Below are 20,023 nucleotides of genomic sequence, written 5' to 3' on the forward strand. Positions count from 1 at the left end.
CGGCGGCGCGGCGGTCCGCCATGGGCGCGCGCACGGGCGCCGGCGCGGGCTGTGCGGCGCGCAGCAGCGGCGCTTCGCGCCAGCGGGCGGCGATCCAGAATAGCAGCAGGGCCACCAGGCCGAAGAACAGCCAGCCGTAGACCAGGTGGTCGACGCCGACGGCCAGGCGCATATTGCTCAGGTGCCCCAGCATCACGATCAGGTAGGCGCGCACGCCATTGGCGAGGATGGGCACGAGCAGGGCGGCGGCCATGACGGCCAGGCGCCGCCGCGCGCTGCGGAAATTCAGGTGGGCGTAGAGGGCGCCCAGGGCCAGCGCGGCGATCAGGTAGCGCAGGCCGCTGCACGCCTCGACCACCGACCAGTTGCCAGTGGGCAGCGACAAGTTATTGCCGTCGCGAAAGACCGGCACGCCCGTCAGCTGCAGCGCGGCCACCGTGAAGCTGGCCGTGAAGTCGATCAGCGGTTCGAGGAAGATTTCGCCGAAGGGCACGGCGAGGAACAGGTAGGCCAGCGGAAAGGCCAGCACGCGCACGGCCGGCCAGCCGAGGATGGCCAGCACGCAGGCGGGCAGCATGGCCGTGGCCGCGTATTGCTCCACCACCTGCACGTTGGCGGCGTCGGCCAGCAGCCAGGCCAGGCCCAGCAGGGCCAGCAGCAGCAAGCCCCACGGCGACGGGCGGTGCGCCAGCGCGGCCAGGCGGGCGCGGCGGCGCCAGGCCAGCCATGCGCTGATGGGCACGATCATGAAGCCGTGCGCGAAGGTCTGCGAACGCGACCACAGTTCCACCATTGACCAGAACGTGGCGTGGTACAGCAGCACGACGGCGGCCAGGGCCAGCAGCAGGGCGGGCAGGGCCAGGTCGCGGCGGCCGTCCGGCAGCAGGGCCGCGGGCAGGCGATTGACGCTGTCGAGTTGCACGTTCATGTCGACGCTTCCCGCGCCGGTCGCGCCGCGCCCTGGCCGGCGGGCCGTCCCGCGCCCGGCCCGCCGCCGCCCAGGCCCAGCATGGCGCCCAGTCCCTGCAGGTTTTTCTCCCAGTCATGGTCCTGCAGCACCAGCTGGCGCGCCGCCGCGCCGATCGCGGCGCCGCCGTCGCCGTCGCGCTGCTTGCACAGCACGCGCGCCGCGTGGTGGATGAATTCGATGTCGTCGCGCGCCAGCAGCAATTCCAGGCCCGGCTGGGCGGCGATGCCTTCGAGCGCCTGCGGCGTGGCCAGCACGATCTTGCCCATTGCCATCGCTTCAAGCACCTTGTTCTGCACGCCGCGGGCGATGCGCAGGGGCGCCACGGCCAGGGCCGCGCCCGCCAGGTAGGGGCGGATGTCGGGCACCTTGCCCGTCACCGTCACGCCGGCCACCCTGGCCAGCGCCGTGACGGCGGGCGCCGGCCGGCTGCCGACGATGTAGAACTGCAGCTGCGGGAACTGGCGCCGCAGGGCGGGCCACACATGGCGCACGAACCATTGCACGGCGTCGATATTCGGCCAGTAATCCATGGCGCCCGTAAACACCAGCACTTGCGCGCCGGGCGCGTACGGGCCCGGCGCCGCCGCCGCGGCCGGGGCGAAATACACGGCGTCGACACCGTTGTTGAAATGCCCCGTCTTGCGGCGCGCCATGGGGGCGCACTGGCGGAACAGGGCCGCCTCGGCCGGCGAGACGAAACTGGCGGCCGTGAACTGCTGCGCGATATGGCGTTCGTACTGCAGCAGCAGGCGGGCTTCGTGGCGGTACAGCTGCGACAGGGGCCAGGGCTTGCTGTCGCCGTACTGGCGCCACTTGTCGGAATCGACGTCGACGAAATCGATCACGCGGTGCAGGGAGCGGCCCGCGCTGCCGTCGATGTATTGCGCCATGGGCCCGGAATAGGCGACGGCGTGGCGCACCTTGCCGCTCGATATCACGCCGTCCACCCATTGCAGCAGCCGGGCGTCGCGGTAATAGTGCACGCTCATGGCTTGCCGCGCCAGCAGCGCCTGCGCCGCGCGCCAGCGGGCCGCGCCGCGCCGCAGGCCAATGAAGCGCGTGCTGGCGCACAGGGAGGCGACGGCTTTCGCGTGCCGCCAGTCGTCGTCGTCGTCGATGAAGCAGCCCAGGTGCACGCGGAAATGCCGGCTCAGGTATTGCAGCATGTGCCACGAGCGTATTTTGTCGCCCTTGTCGGGCGGATACGGCAGGCGGTGGACGAGGAAGAGCAGTTCGCGCATGGTGTGTTCCCTTGCTTAGCCCAGCTGCCGCACGATGTGCGGCCCCAGCAGGTTGGCCAGCGGCAGCGGCAGGCGGCGCCAGGCGCGGATGAACAGCGCGTATCGGGGATTGAGCGGATTGACCTCGGGCAAGGCCGTGGCGCGCACCAGCTTGTAGGCGTAGGGCAGCGGCTGCGGAACAAAACCCCAGTTTTTCTTGAAGTCCCAGGCGCCCGTGCCCAGCTTGCTGCGGCCGAAATCGAACAGGCGGCAGCCGCGCGCGGCCGCGCGGCGCATCACTTCCCAGTACATGAAGTCGTTGGCGCCCGTGCTGCGCGCCAGCAAGGCGCCGCCGCCGTAGTAGGGCAGCACTTCGTCGCGGAAGTAGAACGCGAGTACGCTGGCCTGCGCCTGCACGCCGTGGTACACGGTGAGGATGTCGCAAGCGTCGCCGAACACGCTGCGCAGCAGGGCGAAATGGCGGCGCGCGAAGACGGGCGTGCCCAGCCGGTGCACGCTGTCCGCGTAAATCGGGTAGAAACGGTCGAGATCATGGTCGATGGCGCTGTGCAAGCCGTTGGCGATGCCCTTGCGCACGACGGCGCGCTGCTTGCGGGGGATGGCCAGCAGGTTTTGCTCGTCATCAAGGTGCAGCGGACGGCGGAACGTCGCGTACAGGGGCCGCTGCAGCCAGGCTGCGCCTGCCTGCTCCGGCGCATCGCGCCAGCGGTATTCGAGGTGGCCCACGCCCAGGCGCCGCGCCAGCGCCTGGGCCGCCTCGTCGAGGGCCTGGCGCGCCCCGTCAGGGCCGCCGGCGATGCCGCCGTACACGCAAAACGGCAGCGCGACGAGGGCCGAGCCGAACAGGCGGCTGCGCACGTGGGCCAGCGGCAGCACGGCGGCGATGCGCCCGTCCTGCTCGGCATACAAAAAGTAGCTGTCGTGGCCAAAACCCTGTTCCATGACGGTTTGCCAGCCGGCCCGGTGAAAGAAGGTGGCGCCGGGACAGGCCGCGACGAAGGCGTCCCAGCGCGCGTGTTCGCGCGCCGCGCCTGGCAATTGCCGCACGGCGACGGCGGCGCGCGGCGGCAGGCTGCCGCACGGCGGCGCGGGGAGGTCGGGGGGCAGGCTGGCCTCGTGCATCATGTGCTTTCAAGAAAAATGCGGTCCATGCGGTCCCAGGCGAAGTCGAGGGTCAGGCGCGCCAGCCGCGCTTCCATGCGCCCCAGGTTCAGGTAGTGGCGAAAGCGCGTCTTCGCGCTCATGCCCGGCGGGCGCGGCTGGCCGGGATCGATTTCCCAGGGATGAAAATAGAATATGCCAGCTTGCCCGTCGCGCGAATTGATGCGCCGCAAAAGCCAGCGCGACAGTGGATACGGCAGCAGGCGGAAATAGCCGCCGCCGCCGGCAGGCAGGTTGCGCCGGCCCATGCGCACTGTGCTGACGGGCAATTCCAGCACGCCCTGCGGCCCCCGCGGGCGCCAGGCGAAGCGGGGAGCATCGGGCATGCCGTAATGGTCGTGGCGGATCGGGTAGATGCTGGAACTGTAGCGGTAGCCCGCTTGCTGCAGCACGTCGAAGGCCCACAGGTTGCCGGCGCCGATGGAAAAGCTGGGCGCCCGGTAGCCCAGCACGGCGCGGCCCGTCACCTGTTCCAGGATGGTTTTGCTCAGGCGCACGTCCTCGGCGAAGGCCGCGGCCGGCTGTTCGCTGGCGCGCAGGTGGGCGTAGCCGTGGCTGGCCACCTCGTGTCCCGCCTGCGCCACGCGCCGCAGCATGGCCGGATAGCGTGCGGCGATCCAGCCCAGCGCAAAAAAGGTGGCGTGGATGCGGCGGCTTTCGAGCAGCAGCAGGATGCGCTCGATGTTCGCCTCGACCCGGCATTCGAGGTGCGGCCAGTCGGCGCGGGCGACGTGCGGCGCGAAGGCGGAGACCTGGAAGTAATCCTCGACGTCGATGGTCAGCGCGTTGCGCAGCGGGCGCGGCGGCGTCATGGCGTGCCCCGGCGCGCGGCCAGCCACGGCACGGTGACGGCGGCGATGCGCGCGGCCGCGTGGCCGTCCCACAGCGCGGGCAGGCGGCCCCGCTTGCCGCCCGTGTCCAGCGTGGCGCGCGCCAGCGCCACGATGGCGGCCGGGTCGGTGCCGGCCAGCGTATTGGTGCCCTCGCTGATGGTGGCGGGCCGCTCCGTGTTGTCGCGCAGGGTCAGGCACGGCACATGCAGGGCCGTGGTTTCTTCCTGGACGCCGCCCGAATCGGTGAGCACGAGGCGGGCGCCGCGCATCAGGCCCAGCATTTCCAGGTAGCCCAGCGGCGGCAGGCAGACGATGGCGTGGCGCGCCAGCAGCGCGTCCAGTCCCGCCTGCTGCAGGGTGGCGCGCGTGCGCGGGTGGACGGGAAACAGCAGCGGCAGCTGGCTGGACAGGCCGCCCAGCGCCTGCAGCAGGGCGGCCAGACGGGCGCCGTCGTCGACGTTCGCGGGCCGGTGCAGCGTCAGCAGTCCGTAGGCGGGCGGGCAGGCGTGGCCGTGCGCGCGCAGGGTGGCGGCCGGGTCGACGGCGCGCGGCAACTGCTGCCGCAGGCTGTCGATCATGACGTTGCCGGCGAAGTGGATGCGCTCGTCCGCGACGCCTTCGCGCAGCAGGTTGGCGCGCGCCCCGTCCTCGCTGGTAAACAACAGGTCGGCCAACTGGTCCGTCAGCACGCGGTTGATTTCCTCGGGCATGCGCCGGTCGCCGCTGCGCAAGCCCGCTTCGACGTGGATCACGGGCGTGCCCCGCTTGGCCGCCACCAGCGCGCAGGCCAGCGTGGAATTGACGTCGCCCACCACCAGCACGGCGTCGGGCGCGCGCGGCAGCTCGCGCAGCACGGTGTCGAAGCGGCTCAGGATATCGGCCGTCTGCTGCGCGTGGCTGCCGGAACCCACGTCCAGGCTGACATCGGGCGCGCGCATGCCCAGGTCGGCAAACACCTGGCCGCTCATGGCCGGATCGTAATGTTGGCCGGTATGCAATAAGGTCACGCGCGGCGCGGGCGCCTGCCGCGCCAGCGCGGACAGGATGGGCGCCATTTTCATCAGGTTGGGACGCGCGGCCACCACGCACAGCAGGTGCGCGGGCGCGGCGGAGAGCGGGGCGTGATCCGGCATGCGGCCTCCCTAGAATTGCATGGTGAGCGTGGCGCTGACGCCGTTTTCGCGGTAGCCGCCGCCCCGGTTGCTGGTGTGGAGCGTGTGGCGCAGGTCGATGCTGGCCGTCACTTTGCGTTGCAGGATGCGGGTATAGCCAGCCGTCACGGTGGCGTTGCCGTCGCGCCGGGTAGTGCTCAGCGAGCGCGTGCCGGCATAGCCGGCGCTGACGTTGACGCTGCTGCGCGAGGACGCCTGCCAGCTCCAGCCGACGTTGCCGCCGATCTGGCGCGTGCGGTCTTCGCTGCCGAATTCCACCTCCGGCAGCAGGCCGCTGTCGATGCCGCTGGCCGTCTGCGCCGTGCGGTCGACGGCGGTGATGCCGACCAGCAGCGTGCTTTTTGCCGTCGCGCGCGCCATCGTCAGCTTGGCCTGCTTTTGCAGGAAATAGCGGTGGCTGAAATAGTTGATGGCGCCCAGCTCCGGCCCCAGCCCGTTGGCGTAGCGCAGGAAGGCGTTGATGCGCAGGCGCCGGTCCATCGCGTTGGGAAAGATGCCGCGCCATAGCTGGTCGAGCAGGGCGGCCGCGTCGCGGTTGCCCAGGCGCATGAATTGCGCGGGCATGGTGGTGATGTTTTCGCTGTAGCTCGCCTGCCAGCTGGTGTGGCGCTGCATGAAGCTGGCGTCCAGGCTGTAGGTATGGCCGAAGAAGCGCTTGCCCGTGCTGAAGGCCACGCTGGTGCGCGGCGACGGCGTCCACACGCCGCCCAGGGTCCAGAAGCGTCCCTGCGGCGCCTTGCCCGAGCTCGATTCATAGCCTTCCTTTTCCGTGCCGGCGCTGGCCGTGGCCGCCCATTTGCTGCTGAACGGATAGCGCAGGCCGGCGCTGCCGCGCTCCATGCGCTGCGTCGCCAGCTTGCTGTCCTGCGTGCGGCGCACGTCGTAGCTGGCGTTCCAGGTCCAGCCGCCGGCGCGCGGTTCGCCGCTGAGCAGCAGTTGCGCTTCGTCGCTGTGCACGGACAGCAGGTCGCCGCCGCTGTCGACCGTATTGCGCGTGTAGCGCAGCTCGGCCGTGGCCAGGCTGCGGAAGCGGTGGCGCATGTACGGGCTGATGCTGGTGGTGCGCACCGTGCTTTCATTCTGCGTGCCGGGCAGGTCGTCGATAACCTGCGGGCCGAACGGCGAGATGCTGCGCCGGCTGACGCCGGCGGCCGCATCGACAAAGAACCAGTCCTTGACCAGTTCGGCGTCGGCCCCGGCGTCCAGCTGATGCTGGTCCGTATCGGCGCGGCGCAGGTACAGCAGCTTGTGCCAGCTGTAGTCGAGGTGGACGCGCAGGCGCGGGCCGCTGCCGACGAGGGCGATGGCGGGCGCGATCTCGGTGATGAAATCGGACTGCGCCTGGCCGGGCGGCGCGCGCAGCGCATTGTCGGTATAGCTTTCGCGCAGGCGCAGCGACGGCTGCACCAGCCAGTCGACGGCGCAGGCCGGCGCGGGGAGCAGCAATAGCAGCAAGGACAGCAGCGGCGGGGTCGGCGGCGCGCGGCGGCTAGTCGTAATAGCCATAATAATCGTTGGCGGCGAACGATTTGGTCTTGTTGTAGATCAGATGGATGTGTTCGCACGATTCGATCTGGCGCAGCGCTTCCTTGACGGCGTGCTGGGTCGTCGTTTCCGCCTCGACCACCATCACCACTTGCCCCATCTGCCCCACCAGCGCGTGCGCTTCGCTGGTGATCAGCAGGGGCGGCGAGTCGAAGACGACGATGCGGTCGGCGTAGCGGCTGGCGATCTCGGCCAGCAGCCGGCTCATGGCGCGGCTGGCCAGCAGTTCCGTCGCATGCCGGTTGCTGCGTCCGGCGGGCAGGATGCTCAGGTTGGCCACGTTGGTCTTCAGGATCACGTCGGCCATGGCCAGCTGCGGGTCGAGCAGCACGTCCATCAGGCCCGGTTCCGGCGCCAGGCCCAGCACTTTGAGCACGGACGGGCGCGCCACGTCGGCGTCGACCAGCAGCACCGTGATGTCCATTTCCATGGCGATGCTCATGGCCAGGTTGATGGCGCAATACGTCTTGCCTTCGCCCGGCATGGCGCTGGTGACGACGATCAGGTTGCCGTGGCGGATGGCGTCGGCGCCGCTGGCGCGCGCCTGGCGCAGCAGCGGGCGCTTGATGATGCGGAAATCCTCGGCCACGGCGCTGCGTCCGCCGTCGTGCGTGAGCATGCCTTGCTCCTGCAGCCGGGCCAGGTTCAGGGCGCGGTAGCGGGGATTGGCGGCGGCCGCCGCGTCTTCGCCGCCGGCGCCGGCCGCGCTGTCCGGGCCGTACGGCACGGCGGCCTCGGCCACGCCCAGGATGATCGGTTCCTGCCTGCCGCTGTCCGTGCTGCGCTCCTTGCTGCTCATCGTGGCTCCCGTGGCGTCGTCTAGAATTTCAGCAGCGCGGCCGTCATGACCCCGCCGTACAGCACGAACAGGCTGCCCAGGCAGGCGCCGAAGCCATAGCGGGCGCGGCGGCGGCGCACCTGCTGCAGGGCCGTCCAGTTCATCGCGACCGTGCCCAGCACGCTCAAGCCCGTCGCATCGCGCAGTTCGGCCGGGCTGAGGAAGGTGGGGCGCACCTGGCTGATCAGCAATGCCGTGGCGACGCCGGCCACCAGGGCCGCGCCCAGCGCCGCGCTGAACAGCAGGGGACGGTTCGGCCCGACGGGCTTGTACTGCACCGTGGGCGGATCGATGATCTTGAAGGCCATCATGTCCGTGGTGGAGCTCAGTTCGCCCGACAGCTTGGCCGCTTCGCGCCGGCCGATCAGCTTTTCATAGTTTTCCTTGTTGATGATGTAGTCGCGGTTGAGCTGGGCCAGCTGCGACTCCACCTCGGGCACGGCATTGCTTTGCGCCAGCAGGCGCTCGTTGCGCGCGTTGTATTCCTGCACGCGGGCCTTGATGGCCGCCACCTTGGCGTCCGCATCCGTCAGCGCCACTTTCAGCTGCTGCAGCATGGGGCTGTAGTTCTTGCCCGGGTCGCCGGACGCCGCCTTGACCTTGCTTTCCTCGATCTTGCGCTCTTCCAGCTGGGCGACGAGGCGCTTCGAGGCGATGATGTCGGGATGCAGCTCCGTGAACTGCATGCGCAGGTTGTCGAGGTTCTTGTTGAGCGTGGCGATGCGCTCGTCGAGTTCGGGATTCGTGATGGACGCCGCGTTCGGCTCCATGTCCAGCACCGGCTCGTCGCCCTCGATCTGGCTCTGGATGGCCTTGCGCGCCTGCTCGGCCTCGAGCAGTTCCAGCTTGGCGTTGTTCAGGCTGTCGGACGACATCAGCAGCTGGCTGCCATAGTCGATGCCCTGGCGCGGCAGCAGCAGGTTGTTGCGGATCTTGAATTCCTTGACCAGGTTTTCCGCCGCGCTCAGCTTGTCCTCGTAATTCTTGATCTGTTCGTCGATGAATTGCACCGCCTTCTGCGAATCGCCCTTCTTGCCCTGGAAGCTGCCTTCGACGAAGATGGTGAGCAGGCTTTGCACGACGTCGCGCACGAGTTTCGGGTCGCGCCCGCTGTAGCTGATGGTGTAGATGTCGTAGGCGTTGGTGCCCGTGATCTTGATGTTGCTCATCAGCTCGTCGAGCCGCGCCTCGTGCTCGCGCACGGTCTTCGAATCGAGGTCGAGGTCGACCATGCGCATGACGCGCTCGACGTTGGGGCGGCTGAGCAGGGTGCGGCTCATGATGGCCACCTGCTGCTCCGCGTTCGGCACGCTGGTCATGCCGGCCATCAGCGGCTTGAGGATGGTTTGCGTATCGACAAACACGCGGGCCGACGTCTGGAAGTCGTCGGGCAGGCTGATCACCTTGATGAAGCCGGCGATGGCCACCAGCCAAGCCACGAGCACCGCATGCCAGCGGTATTTCCAGATGCCTTTCAGGCTGGAAAGCAGCTGCTGTATCAGTTCCTCCATGTCGCTTCCTTCGGATGACGGTGCTTCGTGGTGGATGGGCCCAAGGCGCGCACGCTCCGGCGCGCGGCGGAAAATGCTTGCCGGGTACGCAAAGTATATGGCGGCTGTTGAGTAAGATTTCCCGAAATGATTGCTTCTTGATACGCCTCAAGGTTCGCTTGCCAGGTTTTCATAATCATAGGAACTTCGCGGCCCAGGCTGCTTCTGCGCGGCCGGCCATGGACGCGCCATCGACTCGAAGAGGCCCCGCATGAATCCGTTTCGCCGTGTATTTGTCCGCAACACGCTGGTGCTCGCCTGCGCCGCCGGCCTGCTGGGCGCCTGCCGCGCGCGCTACCCGCTGGCCCCCGCCGACGACAGCGCCCCCATGCACGACTACCTGATCGGGCCGGGCGACTCCGTCAACATCATCGTCTGGCGCAATCCGGAAGTGTCGCTGACGGTGGCCGTGCGGCCCGACGGCAAGATCACCACGCCGCTGGTGGAAGACCTGGCGGCCAGCGGCAAGACCTCGACCCAGCTGGCGCGCGATGTCGAGCAAGCCTTGAGCAAGTTCATCCAGCAGCCCGTGGTGACGGTGATCGTCACCAATTTCTCGGGGCCGTATGGCGAGCAGATCCGCGTGATCGGCGAGGCGGCCAAGCCGCAGGCGCTGCCGTACCGGCTCGGCATGTCGCTGATGGACGTGCTCATCGCCGTGGGCGGCATCACCGATTTCGCCGCCGGCAACAAGGCCAGCATCATCCGCATGCGCGACGGCAGCCAGCAGCAGCTGGGCGTGCGCCTCGATGATTTACTGAAGAACGGCGATATTTCCGCGAATGTCATGATGCGGCCCGGCGACGTGCTCCTGATACCGGAGAGCTTTTTCTAAATCGGCAACATCGATATCAAAACAGCATTTTGTGTGTAATTTTGTACTTGCGGGCAAATTTAAGCGTGTAATTTTGCTATGAAATAGCCCATTTCTTCTGTTTTTTTTGCCCGGAGTGGGAACTTCTCCACTTTTCCTCTTGTCACAAGGCATTGGCTTCAGTCCGTCTCGACGGCGGCCGATGAACGTGAGGACAAGATGAGCTTTGAAGACGAACCCATAATTTCCTTCGACACGCCCGGCGCATTCAGCGACCTGGTGGTGGGTGAAGGCAAGATCGATCCGGCCATGGAACACGAGCTGGACCTGCAGCGCTTTCATATCCGCATGGCCAATTCGCGCGGACGGCGCGAGGCGGCCAGCCTGCTGATCCGCAAGATGTACGGCTGGCGCGGCTATGCCGTCGATCCCGGCACCGCGCATGCGCTCAACAAGATCACCCTGTTCGCGGAAACGGCCGGCACCACCGTGGGCACCATGACCCTGTGCCTGGACAATGACGAGACCGGCTTGCCGGCCGACGAGAATTTCCGCGACAAGCTCGACGTGCTGCGCGAAGAGGGCCGCCGCCTGTGCGAACCGTCGCGCCTGGCCATCGACAAGGGCGTGAGCAAGCGCGTCTTCGCGGCGCTGATTCATATTTCCTACATCTATGCCCACAATATCCACGGCTTCACGGATTACGTCATTGAAGTCAATCCGCGCCACGTGGTGTTCTACAAGCGCATGCTGGGCTTCCAGGACTTCGGCGGCGAGCGGGAGTGTACGCGCGTGGGCGCGCCGGCCGTGCTGCTGCGGCTCGATCTCGACTACATGGGCGCGCAGATCCGCAAATACGGCGGCTTGATGGAACAGCATGGGGGTGAACGGTCGTTTTACCCCTTTTTTTTTCCAACATGGGATGAGCCTGGTATTACCGACCGCTTGCGGCAAGGGCGCAACTGAACGCTCATTTGTTTTTCAATAAGATCGCCTGCATGTGGTTGCCCGGGATCGCGTAGGTGATGCCGCTGGGGGCGCTGATGGCCGTTTCCTTCAGGCCCTTGACCCAGACCATGTTGACGATGCCGTAGACGAGACCGGTCTCGGGATCGAACAGGGGGCTGCCGCTGCTGCCCGGATACGCCGTCGCGTCCAGCTGGAATACGGTGTACGGCGCCTTTTGCAGCTGCGCCAGGCGCCGCGTGTCGAGCCGCTGCGCGTTTTCGCTGGGCATGACGACGGGCGTGAGCGAGGACACGGTGGCGCGGTGCGTCACGTGGTGCAAGCCCAGCAGCATGCCCAGCGGGAAGCCCGTGAAGGCCATGGCCTGGCCTTCGCGCACGCTGGCCGCGTCGCCCAGCGCCAGGGCCGGCAGCGGCGCGCCGGCCAGGCGCAGCAGGGCCAGGTCGTGCTCGGTGTCGATGGACAGCACTTGCGCGGGGCGGAATTGCGCCGCCTCGCCCTGGCCCGTGAGGATGCCGATGACTTCGTTCGCGTTCGCGTCCAGCAGCTTCTGGATCACGTGGGCGCAGGTCAGCACGCTCAAGCCGTCGCCCGCGACGAAGCCCGTGCCGATGAAATTCATCGGCGGCGTGCGCGTCTTTTGCAGGCTGCCCACGCCGACGACGGAGGGCTTGACCCTGGCGATCACTTGCGCCAGCGTTGCGTCGGCGCGGCACGGCGCAGCGGCAAGGCACAGCGCCAGGCAGAACAGTAACGGAAACAGCCGTGTTTTCATGGGGGCGCCCTTTCGGCGGGGTGGGATGGCAAGGGCTGCAGCAGGGTACCCAGCAGCATCAGGTAGTACAGCAGGGCGATGCGCGGCACGTCGATCAGGCTGTCGAACAGGCCGACGACGAGAAAGCCGGCCAGCGCGGCGCCGCAGGCCAGGGCGCCGCAGCGGCCCTGGCGGGCCTGGCGCTGCGCGCGCGCGCCCGCCAGGCCCATCAGGGCGAGCATCGACAGGGCGCCGCACCAGCCCGTTTCCACCAGCAGCTGCAGGGCCATGTTCTTGATGTGCCACGGCAGGTGATGGTGGTCGCTGCTGAAAAACCAGTCATTGTGCGCTTGCGCAAACTGGCCGTTGGCCACCAGTTCCTCGCCGCCCGGCGCGCGCAGGCTGATGTTGTCGACGTCGACCACGGACGAGTCGGCCGCGCCGCTGGCCGCCAGCTCCAGCTGCACGGGCGGGCGCAGCAGCCAGGCGCCCGCGCCCAGCCCGGCGCTGTCGAGCTCTACCGAGTAATGCTGCCATGCCGTGGCCGGCGCGCCGGGCGGCGGCGCGCGCAGGCGCAGCGGGGCGTTCACGCAATTTTGTGGATACAGCAATTGTCGCTGGCACAGCCGCACCTGCAGCACGGGCATGGCGCCCGCGCGGCGCGCGTCCAGCGCCAGGGTGTAGCGCGTGGCCGGCTGCACGGGCAGCCGTTGCAGCAGCCGCAGCAGCTCGCCATAGCCGGCGCTGTAGCCGGGACTGGCCAGGCGCACGTAGATGTTGCCGGGGCGGCCACCTTCTGCGGCATACGTGATGCTGGCGGGCACGTCGCGCTGGGGATTGTGCCAGTAATAGGTGGCGGGAAAGCTGCCCATGCCCATGCCGAACAGCCGGCTGTCCCAGCCGGACGGCTGCATGGCCAGCACTTGCCGCCAGTGGCGCAAGCGGCCCTGCAAGTCGCCCGCGCTGGTGGCAAAGCGTTCCGTGGCGTAGTAGCTGGCGGAAACGGGGATGGCCAGCAGCAACAGCATGCCGGCCGCGCCCGCGATGCCGAGGCTGGCGCGGTCCAGCTGCCACAGCGGCGGGCGCAAGGCGCGGTTGCACAGCATCAGCGCGGCCAGCAGCACGGCGAGGCCGGCCGGCAGCAGGGCGGGGCTGCCGGCCCAATGCCAGGCGATCCAGCCAAGATTACAGGCGAGCAAGGTCCACGCCATCATGGCCAGGCCCAGCCTGGCGGGTCCTTTGGCGGCGCTGCCGTCCGGCCGCGGGGGGCCGGGCAGCAGCACGGCCGCCAGCAGCAGGGCCGCCAGCAGGAACAGGAAATATGGCCCTTTCAGCCAGCCGGCCGCCAGGCGAGCGGGGTCCGGCCACCAGCTGGCCAGGAGCAATTGCAGGCACAGCGCGCACAGCACGCTGGCCGGCGCCAGGCGCCACGGCAGCGGGCGCGCGGCCAGCACGAAGCTTGCGGCGAGCAGGACCACGGCGGCCGCCAGGCCCCGGTAGCCGGCCAGGCTGAACATATAGACGAGCAAGGCCCCGCCCAGGCCCGCCAGCAGCAGGCCCAGCAAGGCGCGGCGGCGCGGCAGCGGCTGGGCGGCGCGGCGGCCTGCCGCCAGCGCCTGCCACAGGAACAGCAGCACGCCGGCCAGGATGGCCGCGTACAGGCCCCGCGAAAACGTCGTCAGGGCCGCATGCAGCGCCAGTCCCAGCAGGAGCAGGGCCAGCGCCGCCTGCCAGCGGCTGCGCGCGCGGGCCAGCCACAGGGCGGCAAACGGCAGGCCCAGGGCCAGGTAGCCGTCGAGGGCGGCGCCGCCCGTGTGCATGGCGGAAAACGGCGCCGTGATGCGGTAGTCGCTGGACATGTTCAGCAGGCCGGGAAACACGGCCCTTTCCCACAGGGCGAACAGCGACACCATGGCCAGGCCCGCCAGCATGCCGGGCAGCGCATGGCGGCGCAAGCCGTCGGCGCCGGCGTCGCGCAGCAGCAGGGGCAGCAGCAGCATGCTCCAGGCCCAGGCCTTGCCCAGGCGCAGGCTGTTGTAGGGACTCAGGTAGGTATTCCACGCATTCAGGTCGCTGGCCGGCAGCGGCAGCACGCCGCGCAGCAGCGCCGCCAGCCAGGCCAGGCTGCACAGCAGCAGACAGGTCCGGGCCGCCGGCGACAGCCGCGCCGCCGCCGGCTGGGGCGGGCCGCCCAGGCGCCAGTAGCCGCAGGCCACCGTCAGCAGCAGCAGGATGTCGATTTCTTCCAGAAAGAACCAGCCCGTCCACGGCGCCAGGTCCAGCACGGGCAGCAGGGCGGGCAGGCAGAACATCCAGCTGGCGGGACGCCAGCACAGCAGCAGGAAATACGCGGGCAGGATGATGGCGAACAGCAGGCCGGGCCAGCCGTGCTCGAGCGGATAGTGGCGCAGGGCCAGCACGCAGGCCGCGCCCGCGAGCAGGGCCAGCGGCCGCGCCGCCAGGCTGGGCAAGGCTGCGCGCATGGCCTAGAGCCGGGTCAGCAAGGCCTGCGCCTCGGCCCGCTGCGGGAACTCCTTGTTGGCGGCCAGCAGTTGCTCGAGCTGCTTGCGCGCGCCCGGCTTGTCGCCCGACTGCGCCAGGGCCGCGCCCAGGTGGTACTGGATTTCCGGCGACGCCGGCGCCAGGCCCGCCGCCTTGCGCAGCACGGTGAGCGCGCGTTTCACGTCGCCCTGTTCCAGCACGATCCAGCCCAGGGTGTCGAGCACGGCAGGGTTGTCCGGCGCCAGCTTGAGCGCCTGTTCGGCCGTCACCTGCGCGCGCGGGTCGCGCTCCTGCTGGTAGGCCCAGGCCAGGTCGTTCAGCGCCACCACGTTGCCCGTGTCCTTGGCAACGATGTACTGGAACTGCTCGATGGCGGCGCGGTATTGCCTGGCCGCCAGCTTGGTGCCGGCCAGGTAGTTGCGCGTGGGCAGGTCGTCAGGATAGTCCTTCAACCAGGCCGCCATGCGCGCGTCCGCCTCGCGCGCCTGGCCCGCCGCCTGCATGGCGCGGTACAGCTGTACCTGCAGGGCGCCGATGCGGCTGATCTGGAACGCGTGCTCGTACAGCTTGACGGCTTGCTGCGGCAGTTTCTGTTCCATCAGCACGTCGCCCTCGAGCTTGTAGCCGGCCGCCAGCTTCGGCTGCTGCTCCTGCACCTTGCGCGCCACGGCCAGCGCCTCGCGCTGGCGGTTCAGGGCCAGCAGCATGGCCACTTCGACCACGCGGGCGTCGAGCAGGGTGGGGTCGAGCGCCTGCGCCCGCTTGACGGCCTGCAAGGTGGCCGCATGGTCGCCCAGCGCCAGGTGCAGGCTGGCGATGCGCATCTGCAGCGGCGCCGACGTCGTCTGTATGCTGGCCAGCTTGCTGTAGCTGTCGAGCGCGGCCTGCGCCTGGCCGGCGCTGTATTCGACCTGCGCCCGCAGGGCCAGCGCGTCGGCGTCGCCCGGGTGGCCCGCTTGCAGGGTGCGCGCCAGTTCCAGCGCCTTGTCCGGCGCCCCCGTCTTCAGGTAGAAATTACTGAGCAGCAGGGCCGGCGCGACGGCGTCCGGATTGTCGCGGTGGCCTCGCTCGAGCCAGCGCCGCGCCTCGTCCGTGTTGCCCTGCGAGGCGGCCAGCTTGGCCAGCGCGGCGCTCAGGTCGGCATTTTTCGGCGCTTTCGCCAGCGCCCGCTCGAAACGCATTTTCGCCTGTTCCGGCTTTTTCTCGGCCAGGTCGATCTGCGCCAGGTTGCTCAGGGCGGGCAGGTAGACGGGGTCCATGCCCAGCGCCTGCTCGAAACTGGCGCGCGCGGCCGGCAAGTCGCGCAAGGCCAGGTAGACGCCGCCCTTCAGGTTCAGCAGCAGGGGATTCGTGCCTTTCTGCTGCTGTTCCATCATCTTGACGGTGGCCAGGGCTTTGTCGTTCTGCTTGTTGCGCAGCAAGGTCATCACCAGCATGGTGCCCGCCTGCGGCGTGCCCCGGTCGAGCATGCTGGCCCGCTCCAGCTCGTTGATGGCGCGGCCGTTCTCGCCCATGCCCAGGCGGCTGATGCCCAGCGCCGCATGCAGTCTGGCCGTGTCCGGCGCCAGGCTGCTGGCCTTTTCAAAGTAGGCCGTGGCCTTGTCGTAGCGGCGCGCGCGCAAGTGCGCCTCGCCCGCCAGCGACAGCAGCTCCACGTCGTCGGGAAAGGCGGACAACGCGGGCAGGAGCAGCTCGATGGCGGCGTCCGTCCTGTTGCGCATCAGCTCGATCGACGCCATCATCTTGATCGCATACAGGTGCTTGGGATAGACGGCCAGGAAGCGCTGCAGATAACCTTCCGCCAGTTGCGGCGAACCGAGCGACAGCTGCACGGCGGCCGCCAGCAGGATGGACGGCATGTGGTCGGGCGCCGCCTTGAGCACCAGCTGCAACGATTGCAGGGCCGCCTTCGGCTTGCCCTGGCGGAAATCGAGCAAGCCCTGCGCCTGCAGTACGCCCAGGCTGTTGGGCGCCGTGCGGCGCGCCGAGGCCAGCTGCGCGCCCGCTTCCGCAAAACGGCTTTGCGCGATGTCGAGGTTGGCGAGATCGATGTGGGCCTGGGTATTGTCGGGCTTGAGCTTGAGGATGTGCATATAGGTGAGCCGCGCCGCGTCGTCCTTGCCTTGCAGCCGCTGCAGGTCGCCCTGCAGGCGCAGGGCGTCGATGCTGGACGGCGCGCTTTTCAGCGCCTGCGCCAGCAGCAGCTCGGCGGTCGTCGTCTGCTGCTCCAGCGCCGCGATGCGCGCCAGCCCCAGCAGCGCTTCGACCTGCTCCGGGTGGGCTTCGAGCATGCGCGTATACACGGTGCGCGCCTCGTCGCGGCGTTCGAGGGCCAGCAGGGCGTCGCCGCGCAGGGCCAGCATGGCCGGCGGCAGGGCCGCATCGTCGGCGATCTCGGCGAGAACCTTGTCGGCCTGGCCCAGCATCAGCCAGGCCTTGCCCAGCAGGGGCATCACCTGCTGTTGCGCCAGGCCCAGCGATTTCGCCTTGCGCAATTCTTTCTCTGCAGATAGGGCTTCGCCCGTATCGATATAGATGCTGCCCAGCAGCAGGCGCGCCGCCGCGTTTTCCGGGTCTTTCTGCAGCAGGTTCTTCAGCTGGATGATGGCGGCCCGCGCCTCGCCCTTCTGGCGGTATTGCTGCGCGTCGGCCAGCAGGGTGTCGCTGTTCTGCGTGCCGTGGCAGCCGGTCAGGACGGGCAGCAGCAGGCTGCAGCACAGCGCGGCGGCCGGCAGGGCGGGGAAGGTAAGTGACAGGAATCGGGCCATGGAAGTCTCCGGTTGCGGCATGCACGAGGAATCGGCATGGCCTACTTTAAAAAGATGGCCTGTGCGCTCATTGATTGCGCTCAACAGGCCGCCGAATGATGGCGCGGCGGACGGCGTCCGCTCCGTGTTTCTTGTTCCTGCTCAAGAATGGCCGTGCCTGCGACCGTAGAATTTCCCGGACGGCGACAGTCCGGCCGCAACCATTCGGAGCACAGGCATATGGACAGCAAGATGGAAAGCAAGGGGGGCGATGTGGTGGCCGTGGTGGGGCTCGGTTATGTGGGCCTGCAGCTGGCCGTGGCGTTCGGCAAGCGGCAGCGCACGATAGGCTTTGACTTGTCGGCGCGCAAGGTGGAAAGTTACCGGCGTCACGTCGATCCCACGGGCGAAGTGAGCACGGAACAGCTGCTGGCGGCGCAATGGCTGAGCGTGGGCTGCGATCCGGCCGAGCTGCAGCTGGCCGACTTCATCGTCGTGGCCGTGCCCACGCCCGTCGACAGCGCGCACAATCCCGACTTTTCCGCCCTGGCCGGCGCCAGCGCGGCCGTCGGACGCCACATGCGGCGCGGCGCCATCGTCATCTACGAATCGACCGTGTATCCGGGCGCCACCGAGGAAATCTGCATTCCCCTGCTGGAACGGCATTCGGGCCTGCGCTGGAAGGAAGACTTCCACGTGGGTTTTTCGCCCGAGCGCATCAACCCCGGCGACAAGGACCACACCCTGCACAGCATCCGCAAGGTGGTCGCGGGCGACGATGGCGCCACGCTGGAGCAGGTGGCGGCCCTGTACGAAGGCGTGGTCGCGGCCGGCGTGCACCGGGCCTCGAGCATCCGCGTGGCCGAAGCGGCCAAGGTCATCGAAAACACGCAGCGCGACCTGAACATCGCGCTGATGAACGAGCTGGCCATCATCTTCGACCGCATCGGCATCGACACGCTGGAAGTGCTGCAGGCGGCGGGCACGAAATGGAATTTCCTGCCGTTCCGCCCCGGCCTCGTGGGCGGCCACTGCATCGGCGTCGACCCGTACTATTTGACGCACAAGGCGGAAATGCTGGGCTACCACCCGCACGTGATCCTGGCCGGGCGCCGCATCAACGACGGCATGGCCAAGTTCGTGGCGGAAAAAACCATCAAGGAAATGGTGCGCGCCGGCTTCAAGCTGAAGGGCTCGCACGTGAATGTGCTGGGCCTGACCTTCAAGGAAAATTGCCCCGACCTGCGCAATTCGAAGGTGGTCGACATGATCCGCGAACTGCAATCGTACGGCGTGCAGGTGCACGTGCACGACCCCGTCGCCGACGGCCGCGAGGCGCTGGAAGAATACGGGCTGTCGCTGGAAAGCTGGGAACAGCTGCCGCGGGCCGAAGCCATCATCAGCGCCGTGTCGCACGAGGCGCTGCTGGCCCGTCCGCTGGCCGACTACCAGGCCAAGGTGCTGGAAAACGGTTGCTTCATCGATATCAAGTCGCATTTCGACCCCCGCCAGCTGCAAGACGGCGGCCTGCGCGTGTGGCGGCTGTGATGGCGGCCGGCGATCGCGCTGCGCCGCAGTCCGGCCTGGCCGCTGCCGCGCCGGGCATTCCGGCCGCCGGCGACAGCGCGTATGGCCAGGCTTGCGCGCGCCTGGCGCATGCGCCGCGGCGCTGGCTGGTGACGGGCGTGGCCGGCTTCATCGGCTCGCACCTGCTGGAAACCCTGTTGCGACTGGGCCAGGAAGTACGCGGCCTGGACAATTTCCTGACGGGCCACCGCCACAACCTTGAACAGGTGCGCGCCAGCGTGGGCGAAGCGGCGTGGCGGCGCTTCACCTTCATCGAAGGCGACATCCGCGACCCTCAGGCGTGCGCGGCCGCGTGCGGCGCGGCCCCGTCGAGCGCCGCTGCTGCCGCGTCCGCCGCCCCTGCGGGCCGTGGCGGACGGGGCGGAGTGGCTGCGGGAGCCGACGGTGGCCGGGCCGCAGCCGCAGGCCCGCGCGCCGGCATGGCGGCCGGGGACGTCGCAAACGGGGGCGCGGCGCGCCGGGAGACCGCCGGCGGCGGCGTGGCGCAGCCAGGCGGGGCGCCGGAAAACGTGGCGCATGCCGGCGTCGACTACGTGCTGCACCAGGCCGCGCTCGGTTCCGTGGCCCGCTCGCTGGAAGACCCGCTGCTGTGCCATGCCGTCAATGTCAGCGGCTTTCTCAGCATGCTGGCCGCCGCCCGCGACGCCGGCGTGCGCCGCTTCGTGTATGCGGCGTCCAGCGCCACGTATGGCGACCACCCGGCCTTGCCGAAGGTGGAGCAGCACATCGGCGCACCGCTGTCGCCATATGCCTTGAGCAAATACGTCAATGAGCTGTACGCGCAAATCTACGCGCGCTGCTATGCCACGGAAACGGTGGGGCTGCGCTACTTCAACGTCTTCGGCCCGCGCCAGGACCCGCTGGGCGCTTACGCGGCCGTGATACCGCGCTGGATCGCCGCCATGCTCGACGAGCGGGCCGTGCAGATCCACGGCGACGGCGCCACCAGCCGCGACTTCTGCTACGTGCAGAACGCCGTGCAGGCGAACATCCTGGCCGCCACCTGCAGCGACCCGGCGGCCGTCAACCAGGTCTACAACGTGGCCGTGAACGCCCGCACCAGCCTGACACAGCTGCACGCGACCATGCAGCGCATGCTGCTGGCCGCCTGTCCCGGCCACCGGCCGCTGGCGCCCGCCTACGGCGACTTCCGCGCCGGCGACGTGCGCCACTCGCAGGCCGACATCGCCAAGGCGTCCCGCCTGCTCGGCTACGTCCCCACGCACGACCTGGCGCAAGGCCTGCGCCAGACCATCGCCTGGTACGTGGCGCAGGCGCCAGCGTAGGCGCCAGCGACGATGCCAGCGCAAGCGCAAGCCAATGGCAGCACAAGCCGCGGCCCG

The 20,023-nt window shown here is 68.9% G+C and carries 15 protein-coding genes; 4 read left to right on the forward strand and 11 right to left on the reverse strand.

Annotated features, from left to right (window positions below; genetic code table 11):
• The 8 genes from xrtA to AC07VI_RS06570 all read right to left on the reverse strand — a co-directional run.
• On the reverse strand, positions 1–928 hold a 928-nt coding region (gene xrtA / locus AC07VI_RS06535), incomplete at its 3' end, for an exosortase A (RefSeq protein ID WP_494808779.1).
• Complete coding sequence (locus AC07VI_RS06540) at positions 925–2,211, reverse strand: TIGR03087 family PEP-CTERM/XrtA system glycosyltransferase (RefSeq protein WP_099420063.1); 1,287 nt, start codon at positions 2,209–2,211, stop codon at positions 925–927. The genes AC07VI_RS06540 and xrtA, both read right to left, overlap by 4 nt.
• A 15-nt stretch (positions 2,212–2,226) precedes the next feature.
• A complete protein-coding gene (locus AC07VI_RS06545) occupies positions 2,227–3,333 on the reverse strand; it encodes a FemAB family XrtA/PEP-CTERM system-associated protein (protein WP_193068868.1) in 1,107 nt (368 codons plus the stop codon).
• Entirely contained in the window at positions 3,333–4,184 is an 852-nt protein-coding gene (locus AC07VI_RS06550) for an XrtA system polysaccharide deacetylase (protein WP_492994068.1), read from the reverse strand. Before AC07VI_RS06550 ends, AC07VI_RS06545 begins: the two co-directional genes overlap by 1 nt.
• Positions 4,181–5,338, reverse strand: a complete 1,158-nt coding sequence (wecB, locus tag AC07VI_RS06555) for a non-hydrolyzing UDP-N-acetylglucosamine 2-epimerase (RefSeq protein ID WP_099420062.1) — start codon at positions 5,336–5,338, stop codon at positions 4,181–4,183. The genes AC07VI_RS06550 and wecB overlap by 4 nt, the downstream gene beginning before the upstream one ends.
• A gap of 9 nt (positions 5,339–5,347) precedes the next feature.
• Entirely contained in the window at positions 5,348–6,883 is a 1,536-nt protein-coding gene (locus AC07VI_RS06560) for a TIGR03016 family PEP-CTERM system-associated outer membrane protein (RefSeq protein ID WP_492994070.1), read from the reverse strand.
• Complete coding sequence (locus AC07VI_RS06565; RefSeq protein ID WP_086148449.1) at positions 6,867–7,721, reverse strand: XrtA-associated tyrosine autokinase; 855 nt, start codon at positions 7,719–7,721, stop codon at positions 6,867–6,869. Before AC07VI_RS06565 ends, AC07VI_RS06560 begins: the two co-directional genes overlap by 17 nt.
• A gap of 20 nt (positions 7,722–7,741) precedes the next feature.
• Entirely contained in the window at positions 7,742–9,271 is a 1,530-nt protein-coding gene (locus AC07VI_RS06570) for an XrtA system polysaccharide chain length determinant (RefSeq protein WP_086148448.1), read from the reverse strand.
• 250 nt (positions 9,272–9,521) lie between these two features.
• On the opposite strand from AC07VI_RS06570, the gene AC07VI_RS06575 reads away from it, so the two are divergent.
• Both AC07VI_RS06575 and AC07VI_RS06580 read left to right on the forward strand, forming a co-directional pair.
• Complete coding sequence (locus AC07VI_RS06575; RefSeq protein WP_086148447.1) at positions 9,522–10,145, forward strand: XrtA/PEP-CTERM system exopolysaccharide export protein; 624 nt, start codon at positions 9,522–9,524, stop codon at positions 10,143–10,145.
• A 198-nt stretch (positions 10,146–10,343) separates the two neighbouring features.
• A complete protein-coding gene (locus AC07VI_RS06580) occupies positions 10,344–11,090 on the forward strand; it encodes an N-acyl amino acid synthase FeeM domain-containing protein (RefSeq protein WP_086148446.1) in 747 nt (248 codons plus the stop codon).
• 4 nt (positions 11,091–11,094) lie between these two features.
• Here the strand turns inward: AC07VI_RS06580 and AC07VI_RS06585 are convergent, their stop codons facing one another.
• The 3 genes from AC07VI_RS06585 to prsT are packed head-to-tail and all read right to left on the reverse strand — an operon-like array spanning position 11,095 to position 17,114.
• Positions 11,095–11,865, reverse strand: a complete 771-nt coding sequence (locus AC07VI_RS06585; RefSeq protein ID WP_086148445.1) for a S1 family peptidase — start codon at positions 11,863–11,865, stop codon at positions 11,095–11,097.
• Complete coding sequence (locus tag AC07VI_RS06590; protein ID WP_492994074.1) at positions 11,862–14,327, reverse strand: hypothetical protein; 2,466 nt, start codon at positions 14,325–14,327, stop codon at positions 11,862–11,864. Before AC07VI_RS06590 ends, AC07VI_RS06585 begins: the two co-directional genes overlap by 4 nt.
• A gap of 3 nt (positions 14,328–14,330) precedes the next feature.
• Complete coding sequence (prsT, locus tag AC07VI_RS06595; RefSeq protein ID WP_492994076.1) at positions 14,331–17,114, reverse strand: XrtA/PEP-CTERM system TPR-repeat protein PrsT; 2,784 nt, start codon at positions 17,112–17,114, stop codon at positions 14,331–14,333.
• A gap of 219 nt (positions 17,115–17,333) precedes the next feature.
• On the opposite strand from prsT, the gene AC07VI_RS06600 reads away from it, so the two are divergent.
• Both AC07VI_RS06600 and AC07VI_RS06605 read left to right on the forward strand, forming a co-directional pair.
• Positions 17,334–18,641: a nucleotide sugar dehydrogenase gene (locus AC07VI_RS06600; protein ID WP_492994078.1), complete on the forward strand. Its 1,308-nt coding sequence runs from the start codon at positions 17,334–17,336 to the stop codon at positions 18,639–18,641.
• Positions 18,641–19,966: an SDR family oxidoreductase gene (locus AC07VI_RS06605; protein WP_226935639.1), complete on the forward strand. Its 1,326-nt coding sequence runs from the start codon at positions 18,641–18,643 to the stop codon at positions 19,964–19,966. The genes AC07VI_RS06600 and AC07VI_RS06605 overlap by 1 nt, the downstream gene beginning before the upstream one ends.
• The last annotated feature ends 57 nt before the right edge of the window (positions 19,967–20,023 follow it).

It is taken from the genome of Janthinobacterium sp. GW821-FHT03A03, from assembly GCF_059421435.1.